This window comes from Agromyces hippuratus, assembly GCF_013410355.1.
GTDB classification, from domain to species: domain Bacteria; phylum Actinomycetota; class Actinomycetes; order Actinomycetales; family Microbacteriaceae; genus Agromyces; species Agromyces hippuratus.
Genome location: NZ_JACCFI010000001.1, coordinates 2,386,075 through 2,403,906, shown reverse-complemented (window position 1 = coordinate 2,403,906; position 17,832 = coordinate 2,386,075). Strand labels below are relative to the sequence as shown.

Annotated in this window: 14 protein-coding genes and 1 pseudogene; 10 read left to right on the top strand and 5 right to left on the bottom strand. The window is 72.5% G+C overall.

What is annotated here, in order from left to right:
- Nucleotides 1–55 precede the first annotated feature (55 nt).
- The 9 genes and pseudogenes from BJY17_RS11170 to BJY17_RS11130 all read left to right on the top strand — a co-directional run bounded on the left by BJY17_RS11170 (nucleotide 56) and on the right by BJY17_RS11130 (nucleotide 9,806).
- Nucleotides 56–796 carry a Type 1 glutamine amidotransferase-like domain-containing protein gene (locus BJY17_RS11170; RefSeq protein WP_179551411.1) on the top strand — a complete coding sequence of 247 codons (741 nt, stop codon included), beginning with the start codon at nucleotides 56–58 and terminating at the stop codon, nucleotides 794–796.
- A complete protein-coding gene (locus tag BJY17_RS11165; protein ID WP_179551410.1) occupies nucleotides 793–2,148 on the top strand; it encodes an anaerobic C4-dicarboxylate transporter family protein in 1,356 nt (451 codons plus the stop codon). Before BJY17_RS11170 ends, BJY17_RS11165 begins: the two co-directional genes overlap by 4 nt.
- Nucleotides 2,148–3,572: a threonine/serine exporter family protein gene (locus BJY17_RS11160; RefSeq protein ID WP_179551409.1), complete on the top strand. Its 1,425-nt coding sequence runs from the start codon at nucleotides 2,148–2,150 to the stop codon at nucleotides 3,570–3,572. Before BJY17_RS11165 ends, BJY17_RS11160 begins: the two co-directional genes overlap by 1 nt.
- Nucleotides 3,573–3,581: 9 nt before the next feature.
- The gene (gene pyrE / locus BJY17_RS11155) at nucleotides 3,582–4,154 is read left to right on the top strand and encodes an orotate phosphoribosyltransferase (RefSeq protein ID WP_234980771.1); all 573 of its coding nucleotides are present in this window, start codon (nucleotides 3,582–3,584) and stop codon (nucleotides 4,152–4,154) included.
- Nucleotides 4,154–7,297 (top strand): hypothetical protein, encoded by a 3,144-nt coding sequence (locus tag BJY17_RS18785; protein WP_179551408.1) that lies wholly within the window; start codon nucleotides 4,154–4,156, stop codon nucleotides 7,295–7,297. The genes pyrE and BJY17_RS18785 overlap by 1 nt, the downstream gene beginning before the upstream one ends.
- A 4-nt stretch (nucleotides 7,298–7,301) precedes the next feature.
- Nucleotides 7,302–8,264: a ribokinase gene (locus BJY17_RS11145; protein WP_179551407.1), complete on the top strand. Its 963-nt coding sequence runs from the start codon at nucleotides 7,302–7,304 to the stop codon at nucleotides 8,262–8,264.
- A gap of 80 nt (nucleotides 8,265–8,344) precedes the next feature.
- Nucleotides 8,345–9,276 (top strand): annotated as a pseudogene (locus BJY17_RS19040) (nucleoside hydrolase).
- Nucleotides 9,277–9,400: 124 nt separating this feature from the next.
- Nucleotides 9,401–9,586: a hypothetical protein gene (locus tag BJY17_RS11135; RefSeq protein ID WP_179551406.1), complete on the top strand. Its 186-nt coding sequence runs from the start codon at nucleotides 9,401–9,403 to the stop codon at nucleotides 9,584–9,586.
- A gap of 34 nt (nucleotides 9,587–9,620) precedes the next feature.
- Nucleotides 9,621–9,806 (top strand): hypothetical protein, encoded by a 186-nt coding sequence (locus BJY17_RS11130; RefSeq protein ID WP_179551405.1) that lies wholly within the window; start codon nucleotides 9,621–9,623, stop codon nucleotides 9,804–9,806.
- 7 nt (nucleotides 9,807–9,813) lie between these two features.
- Here BJY17_RS11130 and BJY17_RS11125 read toward each other — a convergent pair whose 3' ends face one another.
- Both BJY17_RS11125 and pdxR read right to left on the bottom strand, forming a co-directional pair.
- Entirely contained in the window at nucleotides 9,814–10,707 is an 894-nt protein-coding gene (locus BJY17_RS11125) for an EamA family transporter (RefSeq protein ID WP_179551404.1), read from the bottom strand.
- Nucleotides 10,708–10,967: 260 nt separating this feature from the next.
- On the bottom strand, nucleotides 10,968–12,419 hold the full coding sequence (gene pdxR / locus BJY17_RS11120; RefSeq protein ID WP_179551403.1) for a MocR-like pyridoxine biosynthesis transcription factor PdxR: 1,452 nt from the start codon (nucleotides 12,417–12,419) through the stop codon (nucleotides 10,968–10,970).
- A 135-nt stretch (nucleotides 12,420–12,554) separates the two neighbouring features.
- Here pdxR and BJY17_RS11115 point away from each other — a divergent pair, with 135 nt between their 5' ends.
- Nucleotides 12,555–13,586 carry an aldo/keto reductase gene (locus BJY17_RS11115; protein ID WP_179551402.1) on the top strand — a complete coding sequence of 344 codons (1,032 nt, stop codon included), beginning with the start codon at nucleotides 12,555–12,557 and terminating at the stop codon, nucleotides 13,584–13,586.
- On the opposite strand, the gene BJY17_RS11110 is transcribed toward BJY17_RS11115, so the two are convergent.
- From BJY17_RS11110 to BJY17_RS11100, 3 genes are all read right to left on the bottom strand, one after another.
- Nucleotides 13,583–14,023, bottom strand: coding sequence for a hypothetical protein (locus BJY17_RS11110; protein WP_179551401.1), 441 nt, complete (start codon nucleotides 14,021–14,023; stop codon nucleotides 13,583–13,585). The genes BJY17_RS11115 and BJY17_RS11110 overlap by 4 nt on opposite strands.
- Before the next feature lie 27 nt (nucleotides 14,024–14,050).
- Nucleotides 14,051–14,848 (bottom strand): HAD-IIA family hydrolase, encoded by a 798-nt coding sequence (locus tag BJY17_RS11105; RefSeq protein ID WP_179551400.1) that lies wholly within the window; start codon nucleotides 14,846–14,848, stop codon nucleotides 14,051–14,053.
- Between the two features lie 137 nt (nucleotides 14,849–14,985).
- Nucleotides 14,986–17,823: a hypothetical protein gene (locus BJY17_RS11100; RefSeq protein ID WP_179551399.1), complete on the bottom strand. Its 2,838-nt coding sequence runs from the start codon at nucleotides 17,821–17,823 to the stop codon at nucleotides 14,986–14,988.
- Between the last annotated feature and the right edge of the window lie 9 nt (nucleotides 17,824–17,832).

Here is a 17,832-nt window from a genome sequence, read left to right as displayed (position 1 = left end):
GAGGCCGATGATCTCCCGCTAGCGTGTGGCCGAAGGTTCGACGTTTGGGGGAACGATGGCGCATGTGGTTGCGACCGGCGCAGGCAAGGCGATGATGGAGCGGCGGGCCGACCCGACGCACGACTACATCCTGAAGCTCACCGGCAAGGAGCGCCCGCGCGTGCTCTTCGTCGGCACGGCGACCGGCGACGACGCCGCGTACATCGTGAGCTTCTACACGACGTACGACTCCGACCGCTGCGCACCGCATCACCTGCCCCTCTTCCACCGGGCGGTCGACGACCTCGCGGGCTTCGTGAAGGGCTTCGACGTGATCCACGTCGGCGGCGGCAACACGGCCAACATGCTCGACGTCTGGAAGCGCCAGGGTCTCGGCGAGATCATGCGCGAGATGTGGGAGGACCCGAACTCGAACACGGTCTTCACGGGCGGCTCGGCCGGCGGCATCTGCTGGTTCGAGGGCGGCACGACCGACAGCTACGGGCCCACCCTGCAGGTGCTGCCCGAGGGGCTCGGCTTCCTGCACGGCAGCTTCTGCCCGCACTACGACGCCGAAGACCAGCGCCAGCCGCTGTTCCACGCCTCCCTGCTGAGCGGTGAGCTCGCCACGGGCTACGCCGTCGGCAACCTCCAGTCGCTGCACTTCGAGGGCTCCGAATTCGTCACGGCGATCAGCCCGGTCGAGAACCCGCTCGCGCTGAAGGTCGAGGCGATCGACGGGAGGATCGTCGAGACGCCCCTGCCGACGCACGTGCTCGCGAGCACCGGCCCCATCGTGAAGGGCCCCTCGTCGTGAACGACAACGTCTGGATCCTCGTCGCCGAGCTGATCGTCGTCATCCTCGCGATCTACATGGGCACCCGCACGAGCGGGATCGGCCTCGGCGTCTGGGGTCTCGTCGGTGTCGCGGTGCTCGTCTTCGTCTTCGGCGAGGCGCCGGGCAGCGCCCCGGTCGACGCCGTGTTCATCGTCATCACCGTCATCACCGCGGCATCCGTCATGCAAGCCGCCGGTGGCATCGACTGGATGGTCTCGGTCGCGTCGAAGGTCATCAAGAAGCGACCGAAGTCGGTGGTCTTCCTGGCCCCGGCGATGTCGTTCCTCTTCACCGTGGGCGCCGGCACGGGCAACATCTTCTATCCGCTGCTGCCCGTCATCTACGACGTGTCGTACCAGCAGAAGATCCGGCCCGAGCGGGCGCTGTCGGTCTCGGCGGTCGCCTCGCAGGTCGGCATCCTCTGCTCGCCGGTCTCCGCGGCGACCGCGTCGATGGTCGTGCTGCTCGCACCGCAGGGCGTCGACCTCGGCAAGCTGCTGCTCATCATGTGGCCGGCCTCGATCGTGGGCCTCGGCATCGCGGCACTCGTCATGGTCAAGCACGGCAAGGAGCTCGAGGACGACCCCGAGTTCCAGCGCCGCCTCGCCGAGCACCTCGTGAAGCCGGCCGTCGTGGTCGACGCCGACAAGAAGCTGCCGCGCAGTGCCGTGCTCTCGGCCTCGATCTTCCTCACCGGCGTCGGCGTCATCGTGCTCTTCGGCCTCTTCGAGGGGCTTCGCCCGGTGATCGGCACGGATGACGCGGGCGACCCCGTGCGGGTCAGCATCACCGTCATCATCGAGGTGATCATGGGCGTCATCGCAGCGCTCATCTTCCTCACCTGCAAGGTGAAGGCGGCGGATGTCCCGAAGCAGTCGACCTTCCCGGCCGGCATGGTCGGCGCGATCGCCCTCTTCGGCATCGCGTGGCTCGCGAACACCTTCGTCGCCGCGAACAACACGCTCATCGTCGACGGTCTCGGTTCGCTCGTCTCCGGGTCGACGGCGTTCCTCGGTGCGCTGCTCTTCGCCCTCGCGCTCTTCCTCGTCGCGATGCTCACGACGAGCCAGTCGAGCGCCACGAACGCGATCGTGCCGATCGGCATCACGATCGGACTGCCCGCCCCGCTCCTCGTCGGGCTCTGGCCGGCGGCGATGGGCATCTACACGCTGCCCGCGAACGGCAGCCAGGTCGCGACGGTCGCGTTCGACCAGACCGGCACGACCAAGATGGGCAAGTTCGTCTTCGACCACTCGTTCCAGCTGCCGAACCTCGTCTACGTCGTCGTCGCGATCCTCGTGGGCGTGGCGCTCTCGTTCGTCATCGTCTGATGGCGGAGGCGGCCGAGCAGGCGCTGCTCCGCAGGTTCCTCCTCGGACTCGCGGAGGGCATGAACGCAGCCGCCGACTCGACCGACAAGATCCGCGACACGCTCGTGACGGTGTCGAGCGCCTACGGGCGCGACGACACCGACATCGTGGTGCTGCCGACCGTGATCCTCATCGAGACGGGCGCGGGAAACGAGGGCAGGGTCGCGATCCGGTCGTCGGTGAACGCCTCGTTCCGGTTCGACCAGATCGCGGCGCTCTACCGCCTGATCGAGGTCGCCCGTCGCGCCGAGATCACCCCGCTCGACGGCATCACGCGGCTGAACGAGATCGGTGCGATGAAGCCGTCGCACGGATGGCTCGTGCGCACCTTCGGTCACGCCGTACTGACCACCGGGCTCGCGCTGCTGCTCGCGCCGACGTGGCAGGGCGCGGTCGTCGCCTTCGTGCTCGGGGCCCTCATCGGCGTCGCGAAGCTCGTGCGTTCGCCGACGCTGCAGATCGTCTTCCCCGTGTTCGCGGCGTTCGCCTGCGCCACCGCGGTGTTCCTCATCGCCCCGTACTTCGCGGTGGGCGACCCGATCAGGCTGCTCATCGCGCCGCTCGCGACGTTCCTGCCCGGCGGAGTGCTGACGACCGCGGTCGTCGAGCTCGCGGCAGGCCAGATGCTCGCCGGCGCCTCCCGCCTCGTGTTCGGACTCGTGCAGCTCTCGTTGCTCGCGTTCGGCATCCTCGCGGCGGGCACGCTCGTCGGGGTCGCCAGCTCCTCGTACGTGCCGCTCGACTCCGGCGAGGCCTTCCCCTGGTGGGTGGCGGTGTTCGGAGTGCTGCTCTTCGCGATCGGCAACTACCTGCACTTCTCCGCCCCGCCGCACACGTTCGGATGGGTGCTGCTCGTGCTGCTCGTCGCCTATACCGGCCAGGTCGTCGGCGGGGCGCTGATCGGCGCATCCGTGAGCGGGTTCGTCGGCGCTCTCGCCATGACCCCGGTCGTGCTGTGGATCGCGACGCTGCGCAAGGGCGCCCCGTCGCAGCTCACCTTCCTGCCGGCGTTCTGGCTGCTGGTGCCCGGGGCCGCCGGTCTCGTCGGACTCACCGAGGCGATCGGCACCACGAGCGGCTACGAGGACTTCGGCGAAGCACTCGTCTCGATCATGTCGATCGCGCTGGGCGTGCTCATCGGCACGGCGCTCTACCGGGTCGTGCATCAGGGCGCGGAAGAGATCGCCGACTTCCACATCGACGTGCCGGCAGCGCTCGTCGAGGAGGAGACGCCGCCGTTCTGGGCCCGACTCGTTCCGGGTACTCCTCGCTCGTTCTGGGGCGGACGCGGGCGGTCGTCGAAGGGCCGACAGCGAGCGGATGCCCCGTCGCCGCCGTCGCCCGACGTCGAATCCGCCCCTTCCTCTCAGGCAAGCGGGTCGTAGAGTATTCGGGTGACCCTCCGAGAGCCTCAGCCCATCGACGCCGTGCGCGCCCAGTTGATCGACTTCATCGCGGCAGACGCCGTGTTCCACGGGGACTTCACCCTCACGAGCGGGAAGAAGGCGACCTATTACGTCGACCTCCGCAAGGTGAGCCTCGACCACCGCGTCGCTCCGCTCATCGGACAGGTCATGATCGACCTCATCAAAGACGTGCCCGACGTGGTCGCCGTCGGCGGCATGACCATGGGCGCCGACCCGATCGCCTCGGCGATCCTGCACCAGGGCGCTGCCCAGGGCCTCGCCTACGACGCCTTCGTCGTGCGCAAGGAGCCGAAGGACCACGGTCGCGGCAAGCAGGTCGAGGGTCCCGACCTCGCCGGCAAGCGCGTGATCGTGCTCGAAGACACCTCGACCACCGGCGGGTCGCCGATCAAGGCGATCGAAGCGCTCCGCAAGGTCGGCGCCGAGGTCGTGGCGGTCGCCGTCGTGGTCGACCGGGCGACCGGTGCCCGCGAGGTCATCGAGGCCGAGGGCGTGCCCTACCTGTACGCGATCGGCCTGGAAGACCTGGGGTTGGCCTGATGAGCGGCGACGGGCAGGGTCTGGGGGGCGACGGAGCCGATTGGCTGCTCGCCCAGTTGGCGGGCGGCGATGCGCCGCGCCGCGACGTCCCGTCACCGCCCGTCGCACCGCCCGTCCAGCCGGCGCCACCGGCGCAGCAGGCCGCTCCTCCCGCGGCGCCGCGCACCCCTGCTCCGCGCCGCGAGGAGGTGCTCGACTGGTTCTCCGAAGCTCCGGCGCCGAGAGCGGATGCCGCCACGAGCGTGCTTCCCGTGGTCGGTTCGCCGGCTCCGCGCACCCCTGAGGTGCCGCAGCAGCAGGTGCCCGTGACCGATGCGGCCGGCTCGCCCACGCCGTCGTGGACCCCGCCGTTCGCGGTCGGCCTGCCGCATCAGCCGCCGGCCGGCGCCCCGGTGCACCTGACCGCGGTCGAGCCGCCCGTCGGCGCACCCGCCCTTTCCCCGACCCCTCCCGTCGCGCCGGTGCAGCCTCCCGCGGCCGTGCCTCCCGCCGCGGCGTGGCCGCCGGCTGCGCCTGCGGCGCCTGCTGCGCCTGCCGCTCCGGCTGCCGCCTGGCCGCCCGTCGCGCCTGCGGCCCCGGCTGCCGCCTGGCCGCCCGTCGCGCCTGCCGCACCGGTCGCGCCCGCAGCTCCGGCTGCTGCTTGGCCGGCGCCTGCCGTGCCCGTCGCTCCGGCCGCCGCCCCGGCGACGCCGACGACTCCGCCCGGGCCGGTGACGCCGACCGCTCCGTTCGCGCTCACCTGGGGTGCCGAGAAGGAGCTCTCCTCCGAAGACGCGATCCGCGCGGCGTTCCGGAGTCTCTCCGAGCCGCCGTCGACGACGACCGACGGCCCAGGCGCCGTGGCTCCCGCGGCGCCGCCCGTCGAGCCGCAGTCGCCGGTCGCCCCGCAGGCCCCGGCCGAGTCGACTGCTCCGGCCGAGTCGCCGTTCGCCGGCTTCGCGCCCCCGCCGGTGGCACGGCAGTCGTTCACCCCGGTGCAGCAGACCGCACCCGCAGCGCCCGTGCAGCCGGCCGAGCCCGTCGCGCCGGTGCATCCGACCGCATCGTCGACCGCGCCGGCAGCGTGGGGCGCCACTGGAGCGGCCGCTCAGCCGTCGGCTGCGTCGTCGGCGTCGCCCGCCGCGCCGATCGACGACGAACTGTGGGCAGCGCTCCAGGAACCCGAGCGGCCGTCGGTGGCCCCGGTTCCGCCCGTGGCCCAGGCCCGGGCGGCGGCTCCGGTCGCCCCGGTGCCGCCGGAAGGTCCGTTCGCCAAGCTGCAGCCGACGGCCCCGTCGGCTCCGTCGGCTCCGACGCCCCCGGCGGCCGAAGCCGCCCCCGAGGTTCCGCTCCAGCAGGTGGAGCAGCCGCGTCCCGAGCGCGACCGCTTCGCGGCATTCGCCGCCGACACCACCGATCCGTTCGCCGCACTGACCGCGACCCGGGCCATCCCGATCCAGCCGGCAGCGGCAGCCGCAGCAGCGGCCACCGCCGCGACGTCGGTGCCGGTGCCGGCGGCAGCGGAGTCCCCGGTGCCGCAGTTCGGTCGAGGTGCGGTCGCGCCCGAGTCCGCGACCCGGGCCGAGCCCGAGGTCCGCAGCGGGTTCCCCTTCCTCGAGGTGCGCGGCACGGCCGCAGCGCAGGAGGACGCCGTGGTCGGTGCACCCGCCCGCGAGGCGAGCGCGTTCAACACCACGCCGTTCCCTGCCTTCGCCTCGGTGGGCGGAGGCGACGACGACCCGACGCGAGAGCCGCCCGCCCCGGTCGACGATCTGCTCGCGTCACTCGGCGGCGGTGCACCGCGTTCCCGCTCCGCTGAGCCGACACCTCCTCCGGGCGGCACCACTCCCGCGACGCCGGCCGTGCCGACGGGTCTCGACGCGCTCGGGCTGGGCTTCGGCGATGACGACGACGATGATGATGACGAAGACGCCTCCGTGCCGCCGGCGCCGACCGCCGACGACCGGGCCGCCTCCGGCATCCGGGGCCGATTCTTCGGTGCCTCCCGCGACGATGACGAGGCCGAAGGCGTCGACGACGATTCGCCGATCGCTCGGGAGATGGCCGACACCGGCTACTTCTGGAATCTGACGCCGGATCCGAACGCACAGGACCCGAAGGACAGCCCCGTCTCGGTGGCGACCGCGTTCCTGGGCGACGCCGTGGCCGATGGCCCGGCCCCGACCGACCTGTTCGCGGCCGCCGACGCCGAGCCCGCATGGGACGACGAAGTCGGCCTCGAGACCGCGGATCCGGAGTGGTCGTTCACCGACGGCGCGGCACCGGGCGACACTGCGCCGTATGGCGACGACCTCCGTCTCGCCGCAGCGGCGGCCGACCAGCGGCAGCCGTCCGAGGCATCCGACGATGACGAGTTGAACGCGCTCTTCGGCGGTGCCGCGGGCTCGGCGGCCGCGAACGATCCGTTCCGTGCTCAGAGCGGCCGGCAGGCCGCGGCATCCGGCTTCGCGGCGCAGGGCACCGGCGGCATCGGTCCGCAGCGCACCGGCGGTGCCGGCGGCGTCGGCGGGTCGGGCGGCAACGACGGCCCCGGCCGCGGCGGTGGCGCCGGCGGCGGAGCCTCGACGCCCCCCACGGGCCGCAGCCGCACCACGCGCACCCTGATCTGGGTCGCCGGCGGACTCGTCGTGCTGCTCGTGCTCGCCGGGCTCTACTTCTTCGGCACCCAGCTCGCCGGCGGGGGAGCCGGGCAGGCGAGCGAGAGCCCGTCTGCGAGCACCTCCGAGACGCCCGTCGCCGCGCCGACCGCTCCGCAGCCCGCCGGCGTGCACGCGTGGAACACCCTCTTCGGCGGCGAGTGCATCGAGCCGTTCGAGTCGGTCTGGGCCGAGGAGTTCACGGTCATCGACTGCGCGACGCCGCACACGGCTCAGCTCGTGTACCGCGGCACGCTGCCGGGTGACGAGGCCGCACCCTTCCCGGGTGAGGCTGCGCTCGCCGAGCAGATGCCGACGCTGTGCCGTGCCGTCGGCGTCTTCGACCCCGCGCTCGTCGCCGGTATCCCCGACCTGCAGGTGCAGGGCAGCTTCCCCGTGACCGAAGAGCAGTGGGCCGAGGGTCAGCGCACCTACTACTGCTTCGCCAATCGAGCGGGCGGCGAACCGCTGACCGCGTCGATCATGGGCCCCGGCCCGGCGGCCTGACGACATGACGTCCGGTGGCGGCGACGGCGACTCCGGTGGCCGGGTGGTCGTCGTCGGCTCGCTGAACGTCGACTCGACGAGCTACGTCGCCTCGTTCCCCGAGCCCGGTGAGACGATCCGGGCCCACGGCTTCCAGGTGGCGCTCGGCGGCAAGGGTGCGAACCAGGCGGTCGCGGCGCACGTCGCCGGCGTGCCGGTCGAGTTCATCGCCTGCGTCGGCGACGATGCGAGCGGCGCGTTCGCGCGCGGAACGCTCGAGCGGCTCGGGCTTCCGACCGGTGCGCTCCGAACCGTTCCGGATGCCCCGACGGGCGTCGCCCAGATCACGGTCGCCGACTCGGGCGAGAACACCGTGATCATCACCGGCGGTGCGAACCTCGCCCTCACCCCGGCGGTCGTCGACGCCGTCCGCGATCGGGTCGTCGCGGCGACGATCGTGCTCACGCAGGGCGAGCTCCCGGCGGCGACCATCGATCGCCTGGCGGTGGTCGCGACGGAGCTCGGCACCCGCTTCGTGCTGAATCTCGCGCCACCGGCGCCGGTCTCCGCGGCCACGCTCGGCGCCGCCGACCCGCTCGTGCTGAACGAGCACGAGGCCCGGGCGGTCGGCATCGGCGCGGATGCCCCGGCCGGCGCGACCCTCGACGAGTGGCGGGTGCTCGCGGCATCCGCTGCCGGCGGCATCGCCCGCTCGGTGGTCGTGACGCTCGGTGCGGCCGGTGCCGTCGCCGCCGACGCGACCGATTCGTGGACCGCGGCCGCGCCGCAGGTGCCGGCGGTCGACACGACCGGGGCCGGCGACGGGTTCACCGGCACCCTCGCTGCCGGCATCGCCGAGGGGCGCTCGCTGCCCGAGGCGCTCGGCATCGCCGTCGCGGCCGGTGCCCTCGCCGTGCAGACGCGCGGCACCGTCGACTCCTACGCCCCGCGCGCGATCGTGCTCGCCGCGGCCGGCGTCGCCTCCTGAGCCGCCGCGCACTCCGAGCAACCCACCTGAGCCGGTTACCCCTCACCACCCGCCGACCCCGACGAGAGAACGAGACCCGCATGCCCATTCCCGTGATCATCGACTGCGACCCCGGACACGACGACGTCTTCGCGCTGTGGCTCGCCGCGGGGCATCCGTCGCTCGATCTCGTCGCGGTCACGACGGTCGGCGGCAACGTGCCGCTCGAGCACACGACCCGGAACGCCCGCATCGCGCTCTCGGTGGCCGGGGTTACCGACGTGCCGGTCGCGGCGGGTGCGGCCGGCCCGCTCGTGCGACCGCTGCAGACCGCCGAGTGGATCCACGGCGAGAACGGGCTCGGCGGGCCCGTACTGCCCGAACCGACCGTGCCGCTCGACCCGCGCACGGCGACCGAGCTCATCGCCGACGTGCTCGAAGCATCGGCCGAGCCGGTCGCGATCGTCGCGACGGGGCCGATCACCAACATCGCGATCCTGCTGCGCGACCGGCCCGAGCTCGCCGGCCGCATCCGCGAGATCGTCTGGATGGGCGGCTCGACCGAGCGCGGCAACGCGACGCCGTACGCCGAGTTCAACGCCCTCGTCGACCCGAGGCCCTCGACCTCGTCGTGACGAGCGGCGTGCGGTTCACGATGGTCGGCCTGAACGTCACGCACCTCGCGCTCGTCACGCCCGCCGTGCGCGAGCAGATCTCGTCGCTCGGCACTGGGACCGCGGCCTTCGGTGCCGAGCTCTTCGACTTCTTCTGCCGCACGAACGACGAGGTGTTCGGCATGCCCGACGGGCCGCTGCACGACCCCGTCGCCGTCGCGGTGCTCGCCGACCCCGGCTGCGTCGAGGTGCTGCGCGTTCGACTCGACGTCGAGCTCGCCGGCACCGAGACGGCCGGCGCGACGAGCGTCGACCTCGACGGCATGCTCGGGCGCGAGCCCAACGCGTGGGTCGCGGTCGGACTCGACGTCGAGCGGTTCTGGGCGGGCGTCGCGGCATCCGTCGCCCGGCTCGCCTAGCGGGCGGCTCGCCGAGCGGGCGGCGCGCCGCGGATCGGTTCGAATCGCCCGACCGCCTGCGTCGAGATCGCCCGACCGGAACGCCCCGACCGCGCGTAGAGTGACGGATATCGGAGGGGGCGGCATGGACGGAGCAGTCTGGATCGGGATCGTCGTCATCATCGTGGTCGCCGTGGTGTCGGTGATCGCGATCGTGTTCCTCCGGGTCACCGGCAAGCGGCTCGGTGCCGAGCCCGACGGCGAGGAGGCGAAGGCCGAGGCCGAGCGTCTCAAGGATCAGGGCCGTCGCGACGGCGGATGGATGGTCTGAGGTCTCGTCTGAGGCCCCGGGAAGGGAGACGACCATGGACTGGACCTTCTGGCTGGGCATCGTCGTCATCGCCGTGCTGTGGGGCGTGACGCAATGGGTGTTCTCGCTGCGGCGGCACTCCGAGAAGACCCGCGGCGCGAACCGCGAAGCCGCCGATGCGATGAACGACGTCGAGCGCGGCAAGGAGCAGGGCCGCTTCTGGTCGGGCTTCGGCGACTGATCAGCCGTCAGCCGTCGGCTGCCGGCCGTGGCGCAGCACTCGCGAGATGGATCGTCGCTGCTCCGGCCACGCAGACCAGCACGATGCCCGCGATGGTGAGCGGATCGAGGAGCTGACCGAGCAGCAGCATGCCGATGATCGCGGCGAGTGCCGGGTCGAACGAGAACAGCACGGCGACCGTGCGGGCGGAGGTGAGCCGCACTGCGAGCATGTCGCAGCCGAACGCGATGAGCACGCCGAGCACCGCGGCCGCAGTGAGCGGTGCGAGATCACCAGTCTCGACCGAGGGCAGCGCGGCGATGCCGAACGGCGCCGTGAGCACCGCAGCCACGATGACGGCGATCGCGAGGTCGTGCAGCGGGTTGGAACGCGGACGATCGGGGGGCGTGGTGCGCCCGATGCGTTCGGCGAGCAACGTGTACGCGGCGAGCGAGACGCCGGCCACGCCGGCGGCGATCAGGCCGATCGGGTTCACCTCGGGCGTCGGGCGTGCGATGAGGCCGACGCCGCCGAGGCCGAGCAGCGGGAAGACCACGAGGCGCAGTCGTCGCACGCCGAGGGCGGCCAGGAGGAAGGGGCCGAGGAACTCGACGGTGATCGCGACCCCGAGCGGCACGAACTCGAGCGCGACGTGGAAGCACACGTTCATCGCCGCGATCGAGGTGCCGTAGGCGAGGAGGGCGAGCCATTCGGCTCGAGTCCTGCCGGTCGGTCGGGGGCGGATCACGGCGGCCGCGAGCGCCGCCGCGATCGCGAAGCGCAGCCCGCTGACGCCGAGCGGGCCGAGTCGATCGAACATGCCGTGCGAGATGACGGCCGACACCTGGACCGACGTCGAGGCGATGAGGAGCACGCCGAACCCGAGCAGGGCGCGGCGGAGGGTCGTTCGGGAGGTTCGCATGGGTCGAGCCGAATTCGTCGAGTAGGGTCAACGGGCCCGGGGTGGCCGGGCGGTGCTCGCTGTGCGGGGGAAACCAGTCGCTCTCGGTGGAGAGCCGGACGCAACGCGTGCGACGCTACGGATCGGGTCGGGCCTCTGCCTCGGGGCCGCCCCGGGCGTCTGGTCAGGGCAGGCACTGAGGCATCCGGTTCCACGCAGCTCGCCGGCCGCGGCGGGTTCGGCCGACCTGCTCCGATGGGCCCCGGTCTGCTCCGATCGGCTCAGGCGAGTGAGCGGATGACGCCGGCGAGCCGGGCGACGGCCTCGTCGATGAGGGCGTCGGAGAGGTTGCCGTAGCCGATCACGAGTGCCTCGACGTTCGGCGTCGCGCCCGAGGCGCGGTACCCGGTCAGCTCCGATACGGCGATCTCGGCGTCGGCCGCCGCGCGCCGGACGGCGCCGGCGTCGATGCCCGGTGGCAGGTCCAGCACGGCGTGCATGCCCGCGGCGATCCCGGTGACCGCGAGTCCGGGGAGTTCGCGTTCGAGCGCGGCCAGGAGGGTCGCGCGACGTCGACGGAACCGGCCGCGAGCGGCACGCAGGTGCCGCTCGAGGTCGCCGGCCGTGATGAACTCCGCGAGCGCGACCTGGTCGAGCGTCGACGGTCTCGCTCGATCGGCGAGCGGCACGCGTTCACGGAGCGCTCGCGGCATGACCGCCCACCCGAGCCCGAAGGCCTGTGCCATCGACTTCGACAGGGAACCGACGAGCACGACGTGCTCGGGCGCGAGCCCCTGCAGCGCTGCGATCGGCCGGCGGTCGTAGCGGAACTCGGCGTCGTAGTCGTCTTCGATCAGCACGCCGTCGACCTCGCGGGCCCACCGCACGATGGCCTCCCGCCGGGCGGGTGACAGCGCTGCTCCGAGCGGGAACTGGTGGGCCGGCGTGATGAGCGCCGCGCGTGCGCCGGTGCGCCGGGCGGCGTCGATCATCGCGTCGACGTCGACTCCCGAGGCGTCCACCCGGACCGGCACCGGGGTGAGTCCCGCCGTGGCGGCGATCTCACGCAACCGCGACCAGCTCGGGTCCTCGACGAGGAGCGCCGTGTGGCCGGCCGCACGGAGACCCGCGGCGACCCCGACCATGGCATCGGTCGCGCCGTGCGTGATCACGACGTCGTCGGGAGCGGCGTTGACGCGACGCGATCGCGAGAGGTAGTCGGCGACGGCCGTGCGGGCGAGCGGATGCCCCAGCCGGTCGACCACGGTGAACTCGGCATCGGGAAGGCGATCGAGCGCGCGCCGCACCGCGCCGGCCCACCGCGCCCGGGGCACGTGGCGCAGGTCGGGCACCCCTGGTCCGAGATCGAAGCGCGGCCGACGGTACTCCGCCCGAAGCGGCACGACGGCCGGCTCGCGGTCAACGGTTCGCACGTCGTGCGCGCCGGGCGCGAGCGGATGCCTCCGGCCCGCCGGCACTCGCGTGCCGGACCCGACCTTCGCCTCGAGGAACCCCTCGGCGACGAGCTGCCCGTAGGTCTCGGTCGCCACCCAGCGGGAGATCCCGAGCGTCTCGGCGAGGGTGCGGCTCGGCGGGAGGTCGGCGCCGGGCGGGAGTCGTCCCGAGCGCACCGCTTCGCGGATCGCCCGTTCGAGACGATCGCGGAGCGGTGCCGGGCCGGGCCCGAGGTCGAGCAGGGTCTCCCAGGCGAGCACCGGGCCCGATCGAGACATCCAGCCCCCTCGTCGTGGTCACCGCAGATCGCCGTCGCCGATTGGTCTGGTGAAGCATCCGCTGATTGGAGTGTAATGCCGAGCCGAATGATTCGTACGCTCGATCCCGTCACCCCACCACGTCACGGAGGAACCATGCGATACCGCACGATCGGCAACGGCACGACGAGCTTCGACGTCTCGACGATCTGCCTCGGCACCATGCAGATGGGCACCAGGATCGACGAGGCCACCTCGTTCGCGATCCTCGACCGCTTCGTCGAGGCCGGCGGCACGTTCATCGACACCGCCAACAATTACAGCTTCTGGGATGGCGGCTACGGCCGCGACAGCGAAGACGTCATCGGTCGCTGGCTCGCGAGCCGCGGCGGCCGGGATCGGCTGCGCATCGCCACGAAGCTCGGCGCCGCGAAGCAGGATCCGGCACTGCCGCTCTCGAACACGGAACCGACGAACTTCCAGGGCCTCGGAGCCGAGGTCGTCGACTGGGAGGCGCGCGAGAGCGCGAAGCACCTCGGGGTCGATCACCTCGACGTCGTCTACGGGCACGTCGACGACCTCGAGACTCCGCTCGCCGAGACCGTCGGCGCCTTCGGCGCGCTGCAGGAGGAGGGGCTGATCGGCATCTCGGGCATCTCGAACGTCGCCCTCTGGCGAGTCGTCGAAGCGCGCGAGGAGGCGCTGCGCCATGGCATCGCGCCCTACGGTGTCGTGCAGCAGCAGTACAGCTACGTGTACCCCCAGCCGAGACTCGGCCGTCAGAACTTCGTGACGCCCGAACTGCTCAGCTACGCGGCATCGACCGGGGGCGACGACCGCCCACCGCTCGCCGTCACCGCCTACTCGCCGCTGCACCAGGGCGCGCTCACGCGAACCGACAAGCCGCTCTGGGGCGGGGTGAACCACCCGACGACGGTCGCACGCATCCGGTTGCTGCACGAGGTCGCGCGCGACATCGGGGCGACCCCCAACCAGGTCGCACTCGCCTGGCTGCTCGGCCGCGAGGTGCCCGTGATCCCCGTCACAGGCCCCTCGAGCGTCGCGCAACTCGACGAGGTGCTCGGCGCAGCCGAACTCGACCTCGATCCCGAGGTGCGCGACCGGCTCGACGCCGAACCCGAGGAGCTGCCCGCGGTGAAGCGGCGGGCGGAGCGCGACGCGGCCTAGTCGTCGTCGTCCTCGTCGTCGGCCTCCGCCACGCTCAGGTCGTCGATCGCGAGGTGCTCGTCGAGCTGGCAGTACACGACCATGTCGGAGTACTGGGTCGGTGCCTCGTAGACGAGCACGAGCGTCGCGTCGGCGGAGACGATGACGCCCTGCAGCTCGAGTTCACCGGCGAGCCGGTCGTAGTCCTCGGACGTGACCGCGTGACCGGTGCCCTCGTACGCCGAGTCGGTGAGTTCGCGCACGACGTCTCCGTCGATGCGGGAGAGATCGTCTGCGGTCGGGCGGCTGAGCGCACGTTCGGCGATGGCGCGCTGTTCGGCCGGTTCGACGGGCTCCTCGTCGACCGCGAACAGCACGGCGACCTGGCGATCGCCCGGCAGCACGGTCGCGGCGACCAGCTCGCCGTCGTCGTCGTCGACGTCGGTCAGCTCGATCATCGTGGTCTCCTCGTCTGGTTGGGCGGTCTACAGCTCGGTCTCGACCGGCGCCTGCACGACGAGGTCGGCGACGCCCTTGAGGATCTCGTCGGGCCGGAACGGGTACTTCTCGATCTCGGCCTGGTCGCTGATGCCGGTCAGCACGAGGATCGTGTGCAGGCCGGCCTCGATGCCCGCGACGATGTCGGTGTCCATGCGGTCGCCGATCATCGCGGTGTTCTCGGAGTGCGCGCCGATCTTGTTGAGCGCCGACCGGAACATCATCGGGTTGGGCTTGCCGACCACGTAGGGCTCCTTGCCCGTGGCCTTCGTGATGAGGGCGGCGATCGCGCCGGTCGCCGGCAGCGGGCCGTCGGCCGAGGGGCCGGTGGCGTCGGGGTTCGTCACGATGAAGCGCGCGCCGTTGCCGATCAGGCGGATCGCCTTCGTGATCGCCTCGAACGAGTAGTTGCGGGTCTCGCCGACGACGACGAAGTCGGGCGCGGTCTCGGTCATCACGAACCCTGCGTCGTGGAGCGCCGTGAGGATGCCGGCCTCGCCGATCACGAAGGCGGTGCCGCCGGGCACCTGCTGCTTCAGGAAGTCGGCCGTCGCGAGCGCGCTCGTCCAGATGCGGTCTTCGGGCACGTTGAGGCCTGATGAGCGCAGCCGCGCCGAGAGGTCGCGCGCGGTGAATATCGAGTTGTTCGTGAGCACGAGGTAGGGCGTGCCGGCGTCCTCCCACTGCTGCAGCAACTCGGCGGCGCCCGGCAGTGCGTGGTTCTCGTGCACGAGCACGCCGTCCATGTCGGTCAGCCAGCACTCGACTTCTTCACGTCGTGACATGCTCCCAGCCTAGAGCGCGCAGGTCACGGCACGATGTCGAGCGGATGTCGGGCAGGCTCGCCTCCCGATCGTGCAGCATTCCGCGAGCCGGCCGCGGTGCACCGGTCTCGGTGCACCGCGGCGATCGACCGGATCGATCAGACCTCTTCGGCGAGGCGTCGGGCCTCGGCCGCCTCGGCGAGACGACCCAGCGCCTCGAGCGAGTCGGCGAGGGCGATCCGGCCGAGCGCGACGGCGTCGGCCTGCCCGTCGAACCGCTCGATCGCCTGGCCGATGAGCACGAGCGCCTCGTCGTGACGAACCTCCGACTGCAGCACCCGTCCGGCGAACAGCATCGATCCGCCGGCCGGCCGTGTCGCGCCGACCGCCTCGAACAGCTCGGCCGCGGTCAGCGCGGTCGCGACGGCCTCTTCGGGGCGCGAGAGCGCGGCCAGGCCGCGTGCCCGCGAGTCGACGACGTCGGCCAGCAACCAGTCGGCGCCGTGCTCGCGGGCGAGCGCCGCGACCTCGTCGAGCTGGTCGAGACCGTTCGGTTCGCCGTGTTCGAGGCTGACCTGGCCGAGCAGGTGCAGCGCATCGGCGAGCGAGGCGACCGTCTCGGGGTCGCGGCGAGCGTCGGCGACGGCTCGTTCGAGCACTTCGATCGCCTCCTCGGCGTACCCGAGGCCGGCGAAGAGTCGGCCGAGGTCGGCCAGCACGGCGACCGCGCTCGGCCACGCCTCGGCCTCCTCGAACAGCTCTGCGGCGGTGTGCCACGCGCCGGATGCCGCGGCGAACTCCTCTTCGCCGCGAAGCGCGGTGCCGAGCAGGTGGAGGGTCTCGGCGCGTGCGGCCGGCGGTGCGCCCGCGGCGACCTCGGCCTCGAAGACGTCCTGCAGCAGCTCGACGGCCTCGCCGGTGCGTCCGGCGCGCAGGAGCTGTCGGCCGAGGCCGTAGCGCACGCCGACGAGCCCGGGCGACTCCGCCAGCTCGGCGTGCTGCACCGCGAGGCGGAGCCTCGCGACGGCATCGTCGGGTCGCGCGAGGTCGTCGAGGATCGCGGCGGAGAGCTGGCAGTCCTCCACGACCCGCATCCGCGCGTCGATCGCGAGGTCGTGTTCGAGTGCCGCCTCCGAGGCCGCCAGCGCGGCCTCGAGGTCGCCGCTGCCGGCGAGCAGCCGCGCGCGGAGCCGGTGCGACTCGGCACGGCGGACCCGCGTCGGTTCGGCGGCGATCGCACGGTCGAGGAGGGGGAGGGCGGTCGCGGGCTCCTCGCCCTGGGCCGCGAGGTAGGCAGCGAGCTGGAACGCCGCGCCGACGAGCATCGGTTCGGGCTCCGGAGCCCGGTCGAGCACGGCGATCGCGGTGTCGGCCGCGGTGCCGGCGCCCTCGAGGTCGCCCGCCTCGGCTCGTACTGCGGTGATCCGCAGGGCGACACGGGCCGAGAGGTCGTCGGCGCCCGACTGCAGCGCGGCGCCGAGCTCCTGTTCGAGCACGGGCAGGTCGGAGGCCGTGGCCGAGCCGGCGAGCAGGAGGCCGTGGCGTGCGAGCGCATCGGCGAGCAGCTCGTCGCCGGCGGCGCGCAACGCGGCGATGCGGGCGGGCAGCTCCTGCTCGGCCTCCTCGAGCCGCGACGCTGCAACCAGCACCGCGAGGCGGATGCCGATGAGTTCGGCCCGGCGGTCGTCAGCGACGGATGCCGCGGCATCCGCCTCGAGCACGGCGAGCCCGCGGTCGGCCGCTGCGAGTGCCCGGTCGATGTCGCCGAGCGCGGCGAGTTCACGGGCGCGGTCGACCCAGCCGCCGGCATCGACGGGTTCGGCGGCGACGACGGGCACGGGAATCGCGAACGCCTCGCCGGTGATCGCCACGTCGTAGCGCTCGGCGCGGAGCGCGCGCGTGGCCTGCAGCCGGTCGGCGAGGTGGCTGTTGCCGTTGCGGCGGTCGAATTCGTCGCCGATGGCGGCGGCCGCGGCCCACGCGGCAGGGCTGAGCTCGGCGGCGGTCCAGGGGCCCGTGTGCGCGCCGAAGAACGGCTCGAGCTCGGCGGAGTCGGCCCCGCGCACGACGGTGTCGCCGTGTCCGGCATCGACGACGGTGTCGAGCAGCAGCCCGGTCGCGGCGAGCGCGCTGAACTGCGCGCGCTGGTTGAGCCGGTCGTGTGCGATCCAGGCGATGTGGCGTTCGAGCATGGCGAGGCCGCGCGCCTCGTTGCCGGTGATCGCACAGAACACCAGGTGGTTCGCGATGATGCCGATGTTGTCGGCGTTGCCGCGGGCGTCGCGGTAGCTGCGCAGGTGGAAGGACTTCGCACGGTCGAGACGGCCGGCGCGGAGGTACGGCAGCAACGCGTCGGAGAGGGCGTGCTCCGGCTCCTCGCCGCAGCTGAAGCCGCCTTCGACGATCTCCTCGTAGAGCGAGATGGCCTCGTCTTCGCGTCCGGTCGCGGCGAGGTAGGCCGCGCTCTCGCTGCGCACGCAGGCGTCGCAGTGGCTGTAGTCGTCGCGCTCGGTGGTGGTCAGCACGCGGTAGGCCTCGGCGGCCTCGTCGAGCCATCCGTTGGCGAACGCCGCACCGAAGCGCGCCATGGCGACCCCGCTCTGGCCGACGCCGGCGCGTTCGTACCGCGACTGCATGTCGTCGAGCACCCCGCGGATGTCGGCGGCGGGGAATGCGGGGCTCGCCGAGAGCGTGCCCGCCATCCACTTGTACTGCCAGAGCAGGTCGCTCGCGCTGTCGTCGGGCTTCGCCGGGAAGCGGGCCGCGTCGGCGTCGTGCTTGCCGAGGCACCAGGCGAAGGAGCTGAGCAGTGCGTCGGTGTCGCCGGTCATGTTGGCCGACGATGCGAGACGCATGCGCGCGCGGTATTCGGAGAACTCGTCGCCCGAATCGATCGCGATCGCGATCGCCTGGTCGATCAGCGCACGCTCCTCGGGTCCGAACGGCGTCTGGTCGACCTGCTCGAGCAGTTCGTCGATGCGGATGGTTTCGGACACGGTTCTCCC